The sequence below is a fragment of the Streptomyces sp. NPDC002773 genome (assembly GCF_040295605.1).
Lineage (GTDB): Bacteria > Actinomycetota > Actinomycetes > Streptomycetales > Streptomycetaceae > Streptomyces.
The window spans coordinates 94,215-110,234 of record NZ_JBEOVO010000007.1 but is presented as its reverse complement, the minus strand read 5'-3'; the positions used below and the strand labels follow the sequence as shown (position 1 = coordinate 110,234).

At 72.1% G+C, this 16,020-nt stretch carries 15 protein-coding genes; 10 read left to right on the top strand and 5 right to left on the bottom strand.

All coding sequences use genetic code 11. From position 1 onward, the window contains the following. Nucleotides 1-267: 267 nt before the first annotated feature. Entirely contained in the window at nt 268-1,695 is a 1,428-nt protein-coding gene (locus tag ABT034_RS11995; RefSeq protein WP_351213947.1) for a pre-peptidase C-terminal domain-containing protein, read from the top strand. Between the two features lie 657 nt (nt 1,696-2,352). Here the strand turns inward: ABT034_RS11995 and ABT034_RS11990 are convergent. After that, on the bottom strand, nt 2,353-2,781 hold the full coding sequence (locus ABT034_RS11990) for a YdhR family protein (RefSeq protein WP_351213945.1): 429 nt from the start codon (nt 2,779-2,781) through the stop codon (nt 2,353-2,355). Between the two features lie 39 nt (nt 2,782-2,820). Between ABT034_RS11990 and ABT034_RS11985 the strand changes: the two genes are divergently transcribed. From ABT034_RS11985 to ABT034_RS11965, 5 genes are all read left to right on the top strand, one after another. After that, on the top strand, nt 2,821-3,975 hold the full coding sequence (locus tag ABT034_RS11985) for an IS701 family transposase (RefSeq protein WP_502972897.1): 1,155 nt from the start codon (nt 2,821-2,823) through the stop codon (nt 3,973-3,975). A 403-nt stretch (nt 3,976-4,378) separates the two neighbouring features. Beyond that, on the top strand, nt 4,379-4,822 hold the full coding sequence (gene panD, locus ABT034_RS11980; protein WP_351213943.1) for an aspartate 1-decarboxylase: 444 nt from the start codon (nt 4,379-4,381) through the stop codon (nt 4,820-4,822). 28 nt (nt 4,823-4,850) lie between these two features. Further along, complete coding sequence (locus ABT034_RS11975) at nt 4,851-5,195, top strand: GNAT family N-acetyltransferase (protein ID WP_351213941.1); 345 nt, start codon at nt 4,851-4,853, stop codon at nt 5,193-5,195. Continuing rightward, complete coding sequence (locus tag ABT034_RS11970; protein WP_351213939.1) at nt 5,189-5,881, top strand: arylsulfatase; 693 nt, start codon at nt 5,189-5,191, stop codon at nt 5,879-5,881. Before ABT034_RS11975 ends, ABT034_RS11970 begins: the two co-directional genes overlap by 7 nt. Before the next feature lie 390 nt (nt 5,882-6,271). Then, the gene (locus tag ABT034_RS11965; protein WP_351213937.1) at nt 6,272-7,741 is read left to right on the top strand and encodes a transglycosylase family protein; all 1,470 of its coding nucleotides are present in this window, start codon (nt 6,272-6,274) and stop codon (nt 7,739-7,741) included. Here the strand turns inward: ABT034_RS11965 and ABT034_RS11960 are convergent. Continuing rightward, nucleotides 7,622-8,587 carry a DMT family transporter gene (locus ABT034_RS11960; protein WP_351213935.1) on the bottom strand — a complete coding sequence of 322 codons (966 nt, stop codon included), beginning with the start codon at nt 8,585-8,587 and terminating at the stop codon, nt 7,622-7,624. The genes ABT034_RS11965 and ABT034_RS11960 overlap by 120 nt on opposite strands. A 243-nt stretch (nt 8,588-8,830) precedes the next feature. Here ABT034_RS11960 and ABT034_RS11955 point away from each other — a divergent pair, with 243 nt between their 5' ends. The 3 genes from ABT034_RS11955 (at nt 8,831) to ABT034_RS11945 (ending at nt 11,580) form a co-directional block, all read left to right on the top strand. Then, nucleotides 8,831-9,544 carry a (2Fe-2S)-binding protein gene (locus ABT034_RS11955; RefSeq protein ID WP_351213933.1) on the top strand — a complete coding sequence of 238 codons (714 nt, stop codon included), beginning with the start codon at nt 8,831-8,833 and terminating at the stop codon, nt 9,542-9,544. A 78-nt stretch (nt 9,545-9,622) separates the two neighbouring features. Next, complete coding sequence (locus ABT034_RS11950; RefSeq protein ID WP_351213931.1) at nt 9,623-11,107, top strand: SDR family NAD(P)-dependent oxidoreductase; 1,485 nt, start codon at nt 9,623-9,625, stop codon at nt 11,105-11,107. Between the two features lie 302 nt (nt 11,108-11,409). After that, entirely contained in the window at nt 11,410-11,580 is a 171-nt protein-coding gene (locus ABT034_RS11945; RefSeq protein ID WP_198942251.1) for a hypothetical protein, read from the top strand. A gap of 57 nt (nt 11,581-11,637) precedes the next feature. Here ABT034_RS11945 and ABT034_RS11940 read toward each other — a convergent pair whose 3' ends face one another. From ABT034_RS11940 to ABT034_RS11930, 3 genes are read right to left on the bottom strand one after another with little or no spacing between them, the layout of a single operon-like run. Beyond that, nucleotides 11,638-13,065, bottom strand: a complete 1,428-nt coding sequence (locus tag ABT034_RS11940) for a lipase maturation factor family protein (RefSeq protein WP_351213929.1) — start codon at nt 13,063-13,065, stop codon at nt 11,638-11,640. Nucleotides 13,066-13,087: 22 nt separating this feature from the next. Beyond that, the gene (locus ABT034_RS11935) at nt 13,088-13,639 is read right to left on the bottom strand and encodes a DUF1990 domain-containing protein (protein WP_351213927.1); all 552 of its coding nucleotides are present in this window, start codon (nt 13,637-13,639) and stop codon (nt 13,088-13,090) included. Further along, nucleotides 13,636-14,514: a YndJ family protein gene (locus ABT034_RS11930; RefSeq protein ID WP_351214246.1), complete on the bottom strand. Its 879-nt coding sequence runs from the start codon at nt 14,512-14,514 to the stop codon at nt 13,636-13,638. The genes ABT034_RS11935 and ABT034_RS11930 overlap by 4 nt, the downstream gene beginning before the upstream one ends. A 208-nt stretch (nt 14,515-14,722) precedes the next feature. Here ABT034_RS11930 and ABT034_RS11925 point away from each other — a divergent pair, with 208 nt between their 5' ends. Next, on the top strand, nt 14,723-16,015 hold the full coding sequence (locus ABT034_RS11925; protein WP_351213925.1) for a DUF6777 domain-containing protein: 1,293 nt from the start codon (nt 14,723-14,725) through the stop codon (nt 16,013-16,015). Nucleotides 16,016-16,020 lie beyond the last annotated feature (5 nt).

The following is a 16,020-nucleotide window of genomic DNA, read 5'->3' as shown; positions in this document are numbered from 1 at the left end:
ATCAATCATCAAACTGGCTAGATGTATCTCACGTTACGTTCACGTAACGCGGACCTCAGGGTGTTCGGTATGCCGTTCAGTCCGTATTTGTCTGGTGCATTCGGCAGCTCTCAAGGGCTCAAGAGGTTGCCGACGTCTTACATCTTCCCGTTCCAGCGGATGGCTTGTATGTTCCGCTACCAATCCTCGGAGCCCGCGAGGGACACAGTTGCCCTCGTGGCGTCCGTCCGCGGTGCCGCATGCCCCACCCCTTCTTCTGGAGCGCAGATGACGTCACGCCTCTCACGCAGGACCGCACCACTCGCCGTCGCCCTGATAGCGGTGACCGCAGCCATGACGATCCAGCAGCCCGCCCACGCGGCCGCGGACAGGATCAGGCTGGGCAGCGCCTCCGACGTGAGCCGCGCCTCGTGGAACGGGCCCGCGTTCACGATGAACGGTGCCGGCGGTGTCGTCGCGGCCTCGATGACACGGGCCATCGACGACATCCGCGGCGGAACCGGCAGCATCGATGTCGTCGTCCTCGCCGGCTCGGCGCCCACATCGGGCAGCAAGACCCCCGAGTGCGACTCCGTCACGGGTCTGACGGGAGTCAACTCCTGTACGACCTGGACCCTCACCACGGCCGCGGACGGCAACAACAGCCAGGTCAACACGGACGTTCGCAACGCCGAGTTCGTCTACTTCGCCGGCGGCGACCAGTGCCGGTACGCCGCCTGGAAGGGAACCCCCCTCGAAGCCTCCGTGGAGTCCGTGGTGGCCAAGGGAGGCGGTTCGGGAGGAGGCAGCGCCGGCCATCACATCAACAGCCCCGTCGTGTACGACGCCTGCAACGGCAGCGTCACCAGCGGCGAAGCACTGGCCAACCCCTACGACCGGTACATCAGCTTCACCACCGGCATGTTCCAGTGGGCCAACTACGGCGGTGTCGTCAACGACTCCCACTTCGTGACCCGCGACCGCATGGGCCGCACCATGGCGTTCCTCGCCCGGGCGGTGAAGGACGGCCTCACACCGGGTGGCGCCGCCTGGGGCGTCGGCGTCGAGGAGGGCGGCGGCTCGCTGTTCATCGACCGCGACGGCAGGGCCACCCAGTACGGCAAGGACGCCTACGTCGTCCTCGCCGACCACCAGCCCGAGCAGGCCGTCGACCGCAAGCCACTGACGTACTCCGGCTTCAAGATCTGGCGCCTCACGCCCGGGGCGACCTTCGACTTCAAGAACCGCCCCACCTGCGGCTACTACCTGCGCAGCGTCACCAACGGCGTCCCCGACGCCAATCTCTACAACGGCACGCCCGTGACGAACTGCGGCAGTTCGGGCGGGAGCACGCTCGCCGAGAGCGAGCCGAACGACACCCGGGACACGGCCGACGACGCCACCGCCCTGGCATCACCCGGCTCCGTCACCGGCACCATGAAGTCGACGAGTGACCGCGACTACTTCAAGGTCGGGCTGGCATCCGGGCAGACCGCGTCCGTGCAGTGCGCCGTCCCCGCCGCGTACGACGCCGACGCCTACCTCCTGGACTCGGCCGGCAGCACACTGGAGCGCTCCGTCAACGACGGCGCCGGCACCGACGAGAACCTCACCTTCACCAGAACCGCCTCCGGGACCGGTACGTACTACGTCGATGTGGAGGCCTACAGCGGCAGCGGAACCGCCACCTACACCTGCACCCTGACCAAGAGCTGATGACAGCGCCGGATCTTCGACCGAGGCCCGACACGAAGATCCGGTCTGCCACGCCCGCCGATCCGACCCGGCTCCGATGGGTCGGATCTCCCACGGCTTCCCGCGGACGGGTAAGGGGGGCATGGCTCGCGGCCCCGAAGCCGCCCGCGTCGCGCAGCGCGTACGTCCCGATCGTGTCGCGCGGGACGGTCGGGCGTACGTACACCGTCTGGATCCCGGGCGCGGCGAGAGTAAGGGCTGGTCTGCAGACGACCGCGGGACAGCAGGTGATGCCTCAGATTCCCTGCCCGTCCTCTCTTGAGCCCTCCGGATCTCCAGCGAGTACCGACAGTGGATCTCGATCAATAAGCGAAGGTCAGTGGTTCGGGCCTTCGTAGGCTCGGCTGACAGTTTGGACGCGTTTGCATGCTGCTTCGGTCGCCTGAAGCAGCGTCCGTGCGATCGCCACCCAATTCGACAAACCTGCGGCCGCCACAAGGCTGGATTCCGCCTTGCCGCACTCGCCCTCTAGTTCCACGAACCCACCCCAAGATTCTTTGTCGGGCAGGTCCTAGGACTCCAGCCGTAGATCGTGATCTTCACGGTTGTTGCGCTGCTTGGCGCTGGTAGCGGCTGGCACGGGCTCGGTCTGATGCCCTCGCGCCAGTCGTCGGCGGGTCACGCCGCCGGGTGGCCGGACTCGGCAAAGGGCCCCCGGTCGGGCCGCAGCGAATAGAGCACTTCGTACACCTCGCGACGGACCTCGACCGCTTCGTACGCGGCAGGGATGGTGCGGGCAAGCTCGGTCTCCCGGAACGCGTCGAGCGCCTCCTGGCTCTCGAAGAAGTAGATGCCGCACACGTCGCCGGTCGCGCTGTCGCGGCCGTAGACCTTCTGCAGGAGACCGGGTACGTCACGGAAGCGGGGCCGCCGCTCCAGCAGGCGCCGCTCGAACTCCTGCGCATCGAGTCCGGATGTGATCCGGACGAAGAGGATAGCGGGCATGGAGTCACCTCCGACCTTGAGATGCCCCTGATTCGAGTCTAGCCAGTAGCGGCACTGCGTGACTTCGCTGGTCAGGGCCTGTGCCGACACAGGTGCGGCCACCGTTGATCATCGTGAGTCGTGTGGACTGACGAAGAGACGGTGGCCGCAGGTCACAGCATAGATCCCGCCCGCTGGCAGGACGCGTTCGAGGGCCTGGTGGGCCGGATCGCGGGGCGGTTCACGCGGGTCGAGCCCCGGCGCCGGGTGAGGTTGTTGGTGCTCGGTCTGCCGTCTGACCTGCCGCGCAAGAACTGCTGGACGATCGCCGAGTGGGCCGGCGATGCGACTCCGGACGGGATGCAGCACCTGCTGGGCCGGGCCAAGTGGGACGCCGACCTGGTGCGCGACGAGGTCCGCGAGTACGTGGTGGAGCATCTGCGCGACGACCAAGCGGTGCTGGTGGTCGACGAGAGCGGGGACGTGAAGAAGGGCACCCACACGGTCGGTGTCCAGCGCCAGTACACCGGCACGGCGGGCAGGATCGAGAACTCGCAGGTCGCTGTCCACCTCGTCTACGCGGGGCGGCGCGGTCACGCCGCGGTGGACCGGGAGTTGTACGTGCCGCGCTCGTGGACCGACCAGCCCGACCGCTGCCGGGCCGCCGGGCTCGGCGGGGAGACCGTGTTCGCCACCAAGCCGGAGCTGGCCGCCCGCATGATCGGCCGGTTCCTGGACGCGGGCCACGCGGACGCCCTGGCCAAGAAGCTGCCGAAGAGGGCCTGGCAGAAACTGTCCGCCGGGACCGGGGCGCAGGGACACCGCTTCTACGACTGGGCCGTCATCGACCTCGTCCACCCCGGCCCCGGCAGCTACCAGCTGCTGATCCGCCGCAACCGCGGCACGGGTGAACTCGCCTTCTACCGCTGCTACTCGACCACCCCCGTGCCGCTGCCCACGCTGGTGAGAGTCGCGGGGTCACGGTGGCGGGTGGAGGAGTTCTTCCAGTCCGGCAAGGGCTTGGCCGGACTGGACGAGCACCAGGTCCGCCGCTTCGCTTCCTGGTCCCGCTGGGTCACCCTCGCCATGCTCGCCCACGCCTTCCTCGCAGTCGTCCGAGCCGACGAGCGCAGCCGGCAACCCGGACCGGCCGACCTGATACCGCTCACCTGCCACGAGATCCAGCGCCTGTTCACCACGCTCGTCATCCGGTCCGTCCGCGACGCGGCCCACCAGCTCGACTGGTCCTGCCGGCGACGTCGCCACCAAGCCCGCGCCCAGGCCAGCCACTATCGACGGCAAGCCGGTCAGACGTGAAGATCACGATCTACGGCTGGAGTACTAGGCCATGGTCACGAGAAGAGCTGGTTTTGCTCGGCCGGAGATTGCTGCTAGACAGCCGCGCTGTCTGCGGCTTCCGGCGGCGGCGAGTTCTCGTGCTCACACGGATCGTGTGCCGCCGTACCGCGAGAGTGATGGTGGTCACGAGGGCTTCTGTGGGTGCACTGCGTAGGCTTGAGGTCGTCGCGGTGGAGCCGGGGCATGCCTAGGCAGCCCCTTGGCATCGCCTGATGATGCGTCAGTAAAGTCAGCAAGTGGTCAGCCTGAGTCCTGAAAAACCTGGGGACAGGTGCCCGAACTTGCGACTCGTTGTAAGGTGTGGAAACAGCCCTTGACCTGCAAAAACGCAGGCAGGGAGCCTATGTCCAGGAGTACCTCAATGCTTCGAACGATATTCAAGTCCAAGATCCACCGGGCGACCGTGACCCAGGCGGACCTGCACTACGTGGGGTCGGTCACCGTCGACGCGGACCTGATGGAGGCGGCCGACCTCCTCCCCGGTGAACTGGTGCACATCGTCGACATCGACAACGGGGCCCGGCTCGAGACCTACGTCATCGAGGGCGAGCGCGGCTCCGGAGTCATCGGGATCAACGGCGCCGCCGCTCACCTCGTGCACCCCGGTGACCTCGTGATCCTCATCAGTTACGCGCAGGTCGAGGACGCGGAGGCCCGGACGTTCGTCCCGCGCGTCGTGCACGTCGACGGCGACAACCGCATCGTCGAGCTCGGGACCGACGCGTCCGCGCCCGTCCCCGGCAGCGACACGGTGCGGGGTCCGCACGCCGTCCCCGCGCCGGCGCCCGTTTCCGTACAGAGCTGATCCGTCCGAGTCGAGGGAGAGCCGCCGCGTGGCCGAGTTGAAGATCCGTGACGACCGGGCGAACGGGCGCCTGGAGGCGTTCGAGGACGACGCCTTCGTCGGTGTCGTCGTCTACTTCGTCCTGGACGCCGAGCCCCACGCGCTCGTGGCCGTGCACACGGTCGTCGAGGAGGGCAACGAGGGCAAGGGGATCGCGGGGGCGCTCGTGCGCGAGTTCTACACGATCGCCGCCGACGAGGGCGTGCCCGTCGTGCCGCTCTGCCCCTACGCCGCCAAGTGGGCCGAGCGGCACCCCGACGAGGCCCCGGTCCCTCCGTCCGAGGTGGTCCGCGCGGCGAAGCTCCAGCTGAAGGCCACTCCGGAGCTGTGGTGACCCCGGCCGGCACCCTGGCCCTGCTGCACACCTCGCCGGTCCACGTCCCCGTCTTCGACGGGCTGCGGGACCTGGACCACCCCGGGCTCGCCCTCCGCCACATCGTCGACGAGGAGTTGCTCGTACGGGCCCGGGACGCGGGGCCCGAGGCGGTCACCGAGTCCGTGGCGACCGCGCTCGCGGCCGCCGTCGGGGACGGCGCCGACGCCGTCCTCTGCACCTGCTCCACGATCGGCGCCGTCGCCGAGCGGCAGGCGGGCCGCCTCGGCGTACCCGTGCTCCGCGTCGACCGGCCGATGGCCGCCGAGGCCGCCCGCTTCCCCCGGGTCATCGTGGTGGCCGCCCTGCGCTCCACCCTGGAACCCACCGTCGCCCTCATCGCGGAGGAGTCCGGACCGGAGACCTCGATCATCACCACCGCGGTGGTCGACGAGGCCTGGGAGTTGTTCGAGACGGGGGACCGGGACGGCTACCTGGACGCCGTGGCGGCGGCCGTGGACCGCGCCCCGTGGACCGGGACGGACGACAGTGTCGTCGTACTCGCCCAGGCGTCCATGGCGGACGCCGTCGAGCGGATGACCACCCGGCGGCCCGTCCTGGCCAGCCCTCGTCCGGGGCTCGCCGCGGCGGCCGCGGCGGTGGCCGCCGCGCGGACCGCCGCAGCCGGGGACCGCGACGCCCGCTGACCCGAAGGACGTGGCCCGGCGGGCGCGCCGGGTCCGGTCGGGCCACCCTGGAGACGGACGAACCCGTCGACAGAGAGGCCCGTCATGACCCGTCCCCCCTTTCCCGGCCCGCCCCCCACTCCCGTCCCGCCGCCCATACCCCCTCCGGTACCGCCGCCCGTGCCCCCGCCGAACCCGGTCCCGGTGCCTCCGAGCCCTGAGCCCGGCCCGGCTCCTCAGCCCGGCGGACCCGTACCGGAACCGGAGCCTCAGCCCCAGCCGGGCCCCGCCGACCGGCGCCCGGAGTCAACACGAAGGTGACGAAAGGAGCTTGAGCTTTCGCGTATCCCTTGTCACGGAGCGTGCGCCACCCCTAACTTGGGCGGCTGCTGCTGTGTTCAAGGGGGGCCCATGGCCGTACGCGGACGTCACCGCCGCCACCAGCCGAGCCGGATCAACCGTGCCTCGCTCACCGTCACCGCGGGAGGCGCCGGAATGGCGCTGCCGCTCATCGGCGCGGGCGCGGTGCAGGCCGCCTCGCTCGATGTCTGGGAGAAGGTCGCGGCCTGCGAATCCACCTCCAACTGGCGGATCAACACGGGCAACGGCTACTTCGGCGGGCTCCAGTTCAGCCAGTCCACCTGGGAGCGGTACGGCGGCACGCACTACGCGCCGCGCGCCGACCTCGCCTCCAAGGACCAGCAGATCGCCATCGCCGAGCGCGTCCTGAAGGGCCAGGGGCCCGGCGCCTGGCCGTCCTGCGCGCCCCGCGCGGGCCTCGCCCGCGGCGGGGACGCGCCGGACCCCGCCCCCGGCGCCACGGCCACGAAGGCAGCGGGCGGCGGGAACGACGTGAGGACCGCCTCCCTGCCGGGGCAGCGCGCGTTACCCGAGCAGCCCGCGAGGAACGTCGGCCCCACCGCCGTGCCGACCGTCCGCGAGATGTACACCGTCACACCCGGCGACTCCCTGTCGAAGATCGCCCGCGAGGAGCGGCTCCAGGGCGGCTGGCAGCGGCTGTACGCGACGAACCGGCCCGTCGTCGGCGACGACCCCGACCTCATCCACCCCGGCCAGCGTCTGACGCTGCGCATCGCCGCTCCGAGGGCCGCCACTCCGCAGGCCCCGACCCTGCCGCGGACCACGCCCCCGACGAAGTCCGCGGCTCCGAAGCCCCCCGCGGCCACGACGCCGCCGGCGAAGCCCGCCACGCAGGTCCCGGCACCCCGCACCCGGCCCGTCGCGCAGTCGGCGACGAAGCCCGCCGCGAAGCCCGTGACGAAGCCGGTCGCGAAGCCGGTGACGAAGCCCGCAGCGAAGCCCGCGTCGGGGACGGCCGCGAAGCCCAGCACCAAGCCGGCCGCCAGGCCCGCGGCGAAGCCGAGCACCAAGCCCGCCGCCAGGCCGGCCGCGAAGCCCAGCGCCAAGCCCGCCTCCCGGCCCTCCTCCACTCCGCGGCCCCCCGCGGCACAGGAGGACCGCTACTCCGCCCCCATCGCCGCCGGCATCGGCACCCGCTACGGCACCCGCGGCTCCTCCTGGTCCAGCGGCTACCACACCGGCGTCGACTTCCCCGTGCCCACCGGCACCTCGGTCAAGGCCGTGGCCGCCGGGCGGATCGTCTCCGCCGGGTGGGGCGGCGCGTACGGCTACCAGATCGTGCTCCGCCACGACGACGGCCGCTACAGCCAGTACGCCCACCTCTCCGCGCTCACCGTCCGCGAGGGCCAGCGGGTCCACGCGGGGCAGCGCATCGGGCGCTCAGGATCGACCGGCAACAGCTCGGGACCGCACCTCCACTTCGAGGTGCGGACGGGTCCCGGGTACGGCTCCGACATCGACCCCCTGGCCTACCTCAGGGCCCGCGGCGTCACCCTCTGACCCCGCCGACGACTCGACCGGCACCGTCATCCGGTCCAGCGTGAGCTGGACCAGGCCGCTCGCGGCGACCGCGCCGCAGATCAGCGCGGCGACGGTACCCGCCGTGCCGTAGCGGAAGCTCTCGCCGAACAGCGTCAGGCCCACGGCGGCGGCGACCACCGGGTTGACCACCGTGACGGTGGCCAGCGGGGCGGCGAGCCCGGCGCCCCGGTACGAGGCCTGGGAGAGGAGCAGGCCGGTCACGGCGAAGGCCGAGAGGACCAGCAGACCGGTCCACTCGGCGAGCGGCGCGGCGGAGGTCCACACCTCCGCGACCGCCTTCGTGAAGACCGAGGCCATACCGAAGGAGACACCCGCCGCCGCGGCGAGGACCACACTGCGCAGCACCGACCTGCCCACCAGGTGCGCGGCCATGAACAGGACGCCCACCAGACCGAAGGTGCAGACCGTGAGCAGCCACCGGTCGCCGTCGGCCAGGGACCGCGCCTCGGCGCCGCTGGTGAGGCTGAGCAGCCCGGCCAGGCCCACCGTCGCCATCAGGGCGCCGCGCCAGGCCCGCCGGCCGGCCCTGCGGCCGACGAAGAGGGCGGCCATGGGCAGCGCGAACACGATCGTGAGGGCCCCCAGCGGCTGCACCAGGCTGAGCGGTCCGTACGCGAGGGCCGCGACGTGCAGAGCCGCGCCGACGCCGTTGAGCAGGACGGACCCCCACCAGGCGCGGCTGCGCAGCGGCGCGTAACGCGGCCCGGTGGCGGAGGCCGCGACCCGCTCCTGCACGATCGCCGCGGCCGCGTAGGCGACCGCCGAGACCAGGGCCAGGAGGACGGACAGCAGAAGGGGACTCATGCCTTCCACGATCCTCCTTCCCGGGCGATCGCGTCGTCGTACCAGGGGACGTCTTCGGGGATACCGCCGACGCAGTACGAGGCCGCCGCGTACGCCTGGAGACGTACGCCACCGCAGGTCGGAACGGGTGCAAAGGGTCCTTTTCGAGCCGTGTCGGGCGTCTGTCCGAGGGCGGCTACGGTGGGCGTGAACCGTCGCGCCGGAGCCGAATCGACCGGCCGGACCGAACCAGGGGGACCTCGGGTGGATCTCGTCGAAAGTGGATCGGTGGGCGGGTTCTTCGCCCTGCGGACCTCCGCGCCGGAGAGCGCCGGCGCGCACCGCCCGCTCGCCCTGTTGTACGCGGGGGAGGACGGCCCCCTCCACGCGCGCGTGGACCGGGTCGCCGCCCGGCTCGGTGCCCCCGAGCGGCGCGTCGGGGCCTCCGTCGCCCACCTCGGGCTCGCGGCCAGGCTCTGGTCCACCGCCCTCGGCCCCGCCGCCCTCCACGGCCGCTTCCCCGACCTCGCCCCCGCCGAGCTGTACTGGGACGGGGCACTGACCTCCCCCGACGACCTGTGGTGGGCCGGCTCCGCGACCCGTCCCGCCACCGTGGACGAGCTCAGGGCGGCCGTCCAGGAGGCCCACCTGGTGCCGCTGCACGCGGCACTGCGCCGCGACGGCCGCGTCTCACCGCGCCTGCTCTGGGGCAACGCGGGCTCCGCCCTCGCCGGGGCCCTGCGCGAACTGACCCGCTGGGCGAACGCCCGCAGCCGCCCGGACGTGGCCGAACGGGCCGCCGCACTGGTCTCCGGGCTCCTCGACCACCCCGACCTCGCCGGTACGGTCCGCGGCCCCCGGCTGCGCCGCGCCAGTTGCTGTCTCTACTACCGCTGCCCCGGCGCGGGCCTGTGCGGCGACTGTGTCTTCGACCACGCCCCCCGAACGGGTTTGGAGGCGCGGCCCCCCGCTCCGTAAAGTTGCCCTTTCGAAAGCCCACGAACGGCGGCCCGCCCGCGAACGGCGACGCACGAGCGAACGAGGAACCCGAAGGCCATGACGGTGACCGAAGAAACCCAGGACTACGGGCCGGGCGTCGACCCCGAGCGCCTGGCCGTCTGCCTCGCCGTCCTCGACGAGCTCGACAAGCTGGACGTCGACCACCCGGACGCGATCCTCGTCCGGCGCGCCACCGCCGGGATCTACCGGACCGTGAAGCAGCGCCGCCGCCAGGAGCGCAGGGCCGCCAAGACCGCCAACGACAAGGCGGTCACCGAGGCGACCGCGACGGGCTCCGCGCAGCGCATCGACGACGAGACCGAGGGCATCCTGCCCTCCTCCGTCACCGAGGAGGGCCGGATCGCGGGGATACTCCAGCGCCCGCGCTCCTGCTACGTGTGCAAGACGCGGTTCGTCGAGGTCGACTACTTCTACCACCAGCTCTGCCAGAGATGCGCCGCCGAGAACCGGGCCAAGCGCGAGGCCCGCGCCGACCTCTCCGGCAAGCGCGCCCTGCTCACCGGCGGCCGGGCGAAGATCGGGATGTACATCGCGCTGCGGTTGCTGCGCGACGGCGCCCACACCACCATCACCACCCGCTTCCCCAAGGACGCCATCCGCCGCTTCAAGGCGATGGACGACTCCGCGGACTGGATGCACCGTCTTGAGGTCGTCGGCATCGACCTGCGCGACCCCGCCCAGGCCGTGGCCCTCGCCGACCAGATGGCCGAGGCCGGGCCCCTGGACATCCTCATCAACAACGCGACGCAGACCGTGCGCCGGCTGCCGTCCGCGTACGCCGCCCTGGTCGACGGCGAGAGCGCGCCGCTGCCGGCCGGTGAGCTTCCCGCCCATCACGTCATCGGCGCGTTCAACTCCGGCGCCGTCGGCGAGCTGGTGGGCGGCTCGTCGCTGCCCGCAGGGGTGAGCGGCCTCGACGCGCAGCAGGTCGCGGACCTCGCGCTCGTCGCGGGCAACGCGAGCATCGCCCGGCACCTCGACGGCACCGCCATCGACGCGGGCGGCCTGGTGCCGGACGTCGTCGAGAGCAACACCTGGGTGCAGAGCATCGAGCAGATCTCCCCGGTGGAGCTGCTCGAAACGCAGCTGTGCAACTACACGGCGCCGTTCATCCTGATCAGCGCGTTGCGGCCGGTGATGGCCGAGGCCGCGAAGAAGGCGGCCAGCGGCCGTTCCTACGTGGTGAACGTGTCCGCGATGGAGGGCGTCTTCAGCCGCGGTTACAAGGGTGCGGGACACCCGAACACCAATGCCGCGAAGGCCGCGATGAACATGGTGACGCGGACCAGCGGCCAGGAGATGTTCGAGACCGACGGCATCCTCATGACCTCCGTCGACACCGGTTGGATCACCGACGAGCGCCCGCACTTCGACAAGCTGCGCCTCGCCGACGAGGGCTTCCACGCCCCGCTGGACCTGGTCGACGGCGCGGCCCGGGTGTACGACCCGATCGTGCGCGGCGAGGAGGGCGAGGACCTCTACGGCTGCTTCCTCAAGGACTACGCCCGCGCCAACTGGTAGGAAGCGGCTCCCGCCCACTCGCGGGAAGCGGCTCCCGTCGTCCTGACAAGAGCGCCCCACCGGCCGGTGGGGCGCTCTTTCGGCTCACTTCACCCGATCGCGTCACACTTTCGAGCCCGGTAGAGCGCGGCCGCGCTCATTTGGTTACTCTGATGTTCACGGTCGGCCACCGGGGAGACACACCATCCTCACGGTCGACCAGGGACAGGCCTTCCACCAAGGCCGCGGTCCCGCCCGACGAACGGCGCCACCGCGACCGACCGGCACTTGTCCTACAGGTACGCGACACAGAGGAGTGCGCGGTGACACCCGAACTGACGAAGCAGGAACCGCGACCGGCCGAACGCAACGACCGGCCACGCAAGAACGGCGAGCTGGGGAGCCTCGAAGTGTGGGCCCACGCGGCCCCGATCCGACTCGCGGGCTACGAGGACGACCTCGCGGAGCCCCACATCCTGCCCGGCATCGACTGAGCCCCTGCTTCACCCCCCGGTGCCCCCGGCCGTTCGCGGCCGGGGGCACCGGTGCGTTCACCCGGGCCTGTGTGCCCGCTCCCGCAGCCGCGTCGGCGGCAGGTACTCCCGTACGAGCGTCCGGTGCCACCAGGCCCCGGTCTCGCGGAGCTCGCGCCAGGTCGTGTACCGGTAGCGGTACAGCCGGGCGCGGACGTAGGCCGGCGGCGCCTCGGGGAAGGGGTTGTGGGCCAGCAGCCGCAGGGTGTCCCGGTCGCCGTCGAGCAGCCGCTCCACGAACGGACCGAACCACGCGCGCGCGTACCCGGGGCTGAGCGCCGCGAACCACATCAGCCAGTCCAGCCGCAGGTGGTACGGGGCGAACTGCCGGGGCAGCCGGCGCGGATCACCGGGCTTGCCCTTGAAGCCGTACTCCCGCCACTCCGTGCCCGGATGCGGCGCCGGGTCGTCGGTGCCCTCGACGACGATCTCGTCCCGGACCCGGCCGACCGTGCCGAACGCTCCGTACGTGTTGACCAGGTGGAACGGATCGTACGAGCGGTTCATCGCCTGGTGCCTGGAGAGCAGGTTCCGCGCCGGGCGGTAGCTCCGTACCAGGACGAAGACGGTCACCGCGACGACCAGCACCACGTACCAGAGCGGCGGATCCGGCTGCGGGTGGTCGCCGGTGAGCGGGGAGGCGTCCACGGCGGACAGGGCGATCACGATGGTGATCCAGTTCAGCCAGGCGAAGTTGCCGGAGAGCACCAGCCACAGCTGGGTCGCGATCATCAGGCCGGCCGCGATCGTGGCGACCGGCTGCGGGGTGAAGAGCAGGAACGGCACGAGCAGCTGGACGACGTGGTTGGCGGCCACCTCGACGCGGTGCAGGGGGCGCGGCAGATGGTGGAAGAACCAGCTCAGCGGGCCGGGCATCGGCTGGGTCTCGTGGTGGTGGTAGAGGCAGGTCAGGTCGCGCCAGCAGTGGTCGCCGCGGATCTTGATGAGCCCGGCGCCGAACTCGACCCGGAAGAGCAGCCAGAGCAGCAGGAACAGGACGAGGACGGGTGGTCCCGTGTCGTCGTTGCCGAGGAAGACCGCCAGGAACCCGGTCTCCAGGAGGAGTGACTCCCAGCCGAAGGAGTACCAGGTCTGGCCCACGTTCACGATCGACAGGTAGAGGCTCCAGAGCAGCAGCCACAGCAGCATCGACACCGGCAGCGGCACCGCGTCCCCGGCGCCCGCCACGAGCGCGAGGGAGAGCGCGGCGCCGGTCCAGGCGACGGCCGCGAAGAGGCGGTCGGAGTAGCGCCAGTGGAAGAGCGAGGGGGTCTGCAGGGGCCGGGTCCCGCGCAGGTACTCCGGTACGGGGAGCATGCCGCGCTCCCCGATCAGCGCCCGGAACTGGAGGGCGGCCGACAGGAACGCGACGCAGTACAGCCCGGCGAGGCCCCGCTGGAAGGCGATCCGGCTCAGCCAGTGCTCGGGTGCGGTGAACCACTCCATCGCTTCCAGTATCGGCCCGGGATCACGTCCTGACGAGACGCCGGAGGGTCCGGCCCAGGTGGCGCGCGTACGCGTGCTGGAGCGGCGGGACCAGGGGGCCGCCGAGCCGCGTGTACCAAGTGGCCGGGCGGCTGAAGGCGGTGACCGTGAACCGGACCGTGCCGTCGGGGTCGAGGTCGACCATGAAGGACTCCTCGCCGCACTCCGGATGCCCGGTGAGGGTGCCGTAGGCGAAGCCGATCCGGTCCTTCTCGTACGCCGTCCAGATCACCGAGCAGGGGACGCGGATCCGCAGCGGACCGATGCCCGCCGACACCTCGACGGCGGTGCCCGGCCCGGCGCGGTCGGCGTCGGCGACGACACGGGCCCCGGTGGCGCGGTGCATCCGCCAGGTGGTGACGGCGGCGCCCGCTGCCTCGAAGGCGGCGCGGCCGTGCCCGACGGCCTCGGTGTGCCGGAGGTGGTGGTAGCCGTCGGGGAGCGCCGCCGGGGTACGGGTGGCGCCGACCTCGGGGTAGGTGAGGGCCGGGCGGGGGCGCTCGCGCCGGGACAGGCTGTTCAGGAGGCGGGTCATGCCGGAAGCTCCGTTCGCGGGCGGGTCGTGGGGGAGGGGGCGGGGGTGGCACCGCGGTCCGTGGTGAGGCGGCGGCGGGCGAGCAGGGCGCAGACGGTGAAGCCGAGCGCGTTGCCCAGGCCGTGCGTCGCGGCCGTCCAGGTCAGGTCGAGGTGGGGCAGTCCGGTCGCCTCGCCGAGGGCCCAGCTCAGGGCGAGCAGCATGGTGACGAAGAGGACCAGGGCGGAGACGGCGAGCAGCGCGCGGGTGAGGCGGTCGGCCGCGGTCTCGCGGCGCTCGCGCAGGGTCAGTACGGCGACCGCCGTCATGCCGGCCGTCAGGACGACGGCCCCGGCGAGTTCGGCCCAGTCGTCGATGAAGTAGCCGAGGAGGACGAGCAGGGTGCCCGCGGGGACGCTGAGCGCGGCGAAGCGGGCGGTGGGGCCGTCGAAGGCGCGGCAGAGGAGCCCGGCGACCAAGGCGGCGGCGAAGCCGGCGAAGTGGAAGTGCGGGACGGTCAGCGCGAGGATGTCCAGGTCGAAACCGAACAGCGGGTACGAGGCCCGCTCGGCGACGAGCGCGAGACCGGCGACGGACGGGGCGGTCAGGGCGGTGAGGACGGCGACCTCGCCGGGCCGCAGGGAGCGGGTCAGGAACAGGCGGGCCGGGGCCATGAGCGCGAGCGCCAGGGTGGCGAGGGCGTAGACGACGGCGAGCGCGGTCGCGAGTCCGGAGCGGGGCAGCCAGAGGGAGAGCGCTCCGGGGACCGCGAAGAGCGGCCAGGCGCGGCGGAGCGGGTCCCACCCCGGGGGCCGGGGGCCGTCGAGGAGGGCGAGCCCGGTCGGGACCACCCAGAGCATGCCGATGGTCACGACCGTACCCACGAGGACCGACAGCGCGGTCATGTGACACCACCCCGACTTGAACGTGTTCAACTGACGAGTCCGAGCGTAGAGCCTTTCTTGAACACGTTCAAGTGGGTGTTCGTGGCGAGAGACCCGGTCGGCCGCCCTCCGCTTGCGGCGGTCCGCGCACTGCGAAAGACATGAGGGACTGGCCGGTACCGGGCGCCGTGGGCCCGGGGAGAGAACGAGGGAGAACCAGGTGCGCTCAGCCCCCTGCCGAACGCGGCGGACCCCCACAGCTCCCCGCGCGACCTCCGGCGGGACAGCCCGCGCCGCGACCCCGGCCCTCGCGGCGCTCGTCGCCTCCCTGCTCATCACCGGCTGCTCCTCCGCCTGGGAAGGGGCGCGCGGCGGCGCCGAACCCGCCGCGGCCGGTTCGGCGCACGACGTCTTCCTCCAGCCGCTCGCCGCGCAGGGCCCCGACCCCTTCACGGCGTCCACCGCCCGGGCCACCGCCCGGTCGTCCTCCCGGGACCGGGAGCCGGACCCCGAGGCCGAACGGGTCCGCGAGGTCACCGGCTCCACCCCAGGCCTCTACGGCGGCACGCGCGCGGAGGGCAGCTGCGACGTCGAACGGCAGGTCTCCTACCTCGCCGCCGACCAGGACAGGACACGCGCCTTCGCCGAGGCCGCCGGCATCCCCGAGACCAACGTCGGCGACTGGCTGCGCGGCCTCACCCCGGTCGTCCTCCGCGCGGACACCCGGGTCACCAACCACGGCTACCGCAAGGGCAAGGCCCACGCCTACCAGTCCGTCCTGCAGACCGGCACCGCCGTCCTCGTCGACCAGTACGGCGCACCGCGTGTCCGCTGCGCCTGCGGCAACCCGCTGCGCACCCCGGCCAAGGCCACCGACGGCGTCCACCGGGGCGATCCCTGGGACGGCTTCGACCCCGACCGCGTGATCACCGTCCGGCCGACGACCACCGTCGTCACCAGCCTGGTCATCGTCAACGCCGCCGACCGCAGCTGGATCGAGCGGCGCACCGGCAGTGACGGAGACGCCGACCGCAAGCCCGCGGTGGAACCGGACTGCGACCCCGACGAGTGCCGCCTGACCGACTCCGGCAGGACCGACCCGGCGTCCCCCGACCCCAGCACCCCGGACCGGCCCACCTCCCCGGACCCGGCATCCCCCGAGGCTCCTTCCCGGGAGGCCGTCCCGCCGGCTCCGGAGAGCCCCGCCAGCCCCGACGCCTCGGGGACCGGCGGTACGGACACGGTGCCGAGCCCCGCGGACCCCGACCCGTACCCCGTACCCGACGCGGAGCCCTACCCCGACCCGTACACCGACCCCGACACGGAACCCTTCCCCGACCCGAACGCCGAACCGCCGGGCGAGCCGCCCACCGTGCCCGACGGCGAGCTGCCCGACGGCGAGCTGCCGGACGGCGGACTGCCGGACGGCGAGCTTCCCGACGGTGAGCTGCCGCCCGAGGATCTCTTCCCGGCCGACCCGGTCCCGGAGCAGCCGGAGACCTACGAAGGGTGAAACGG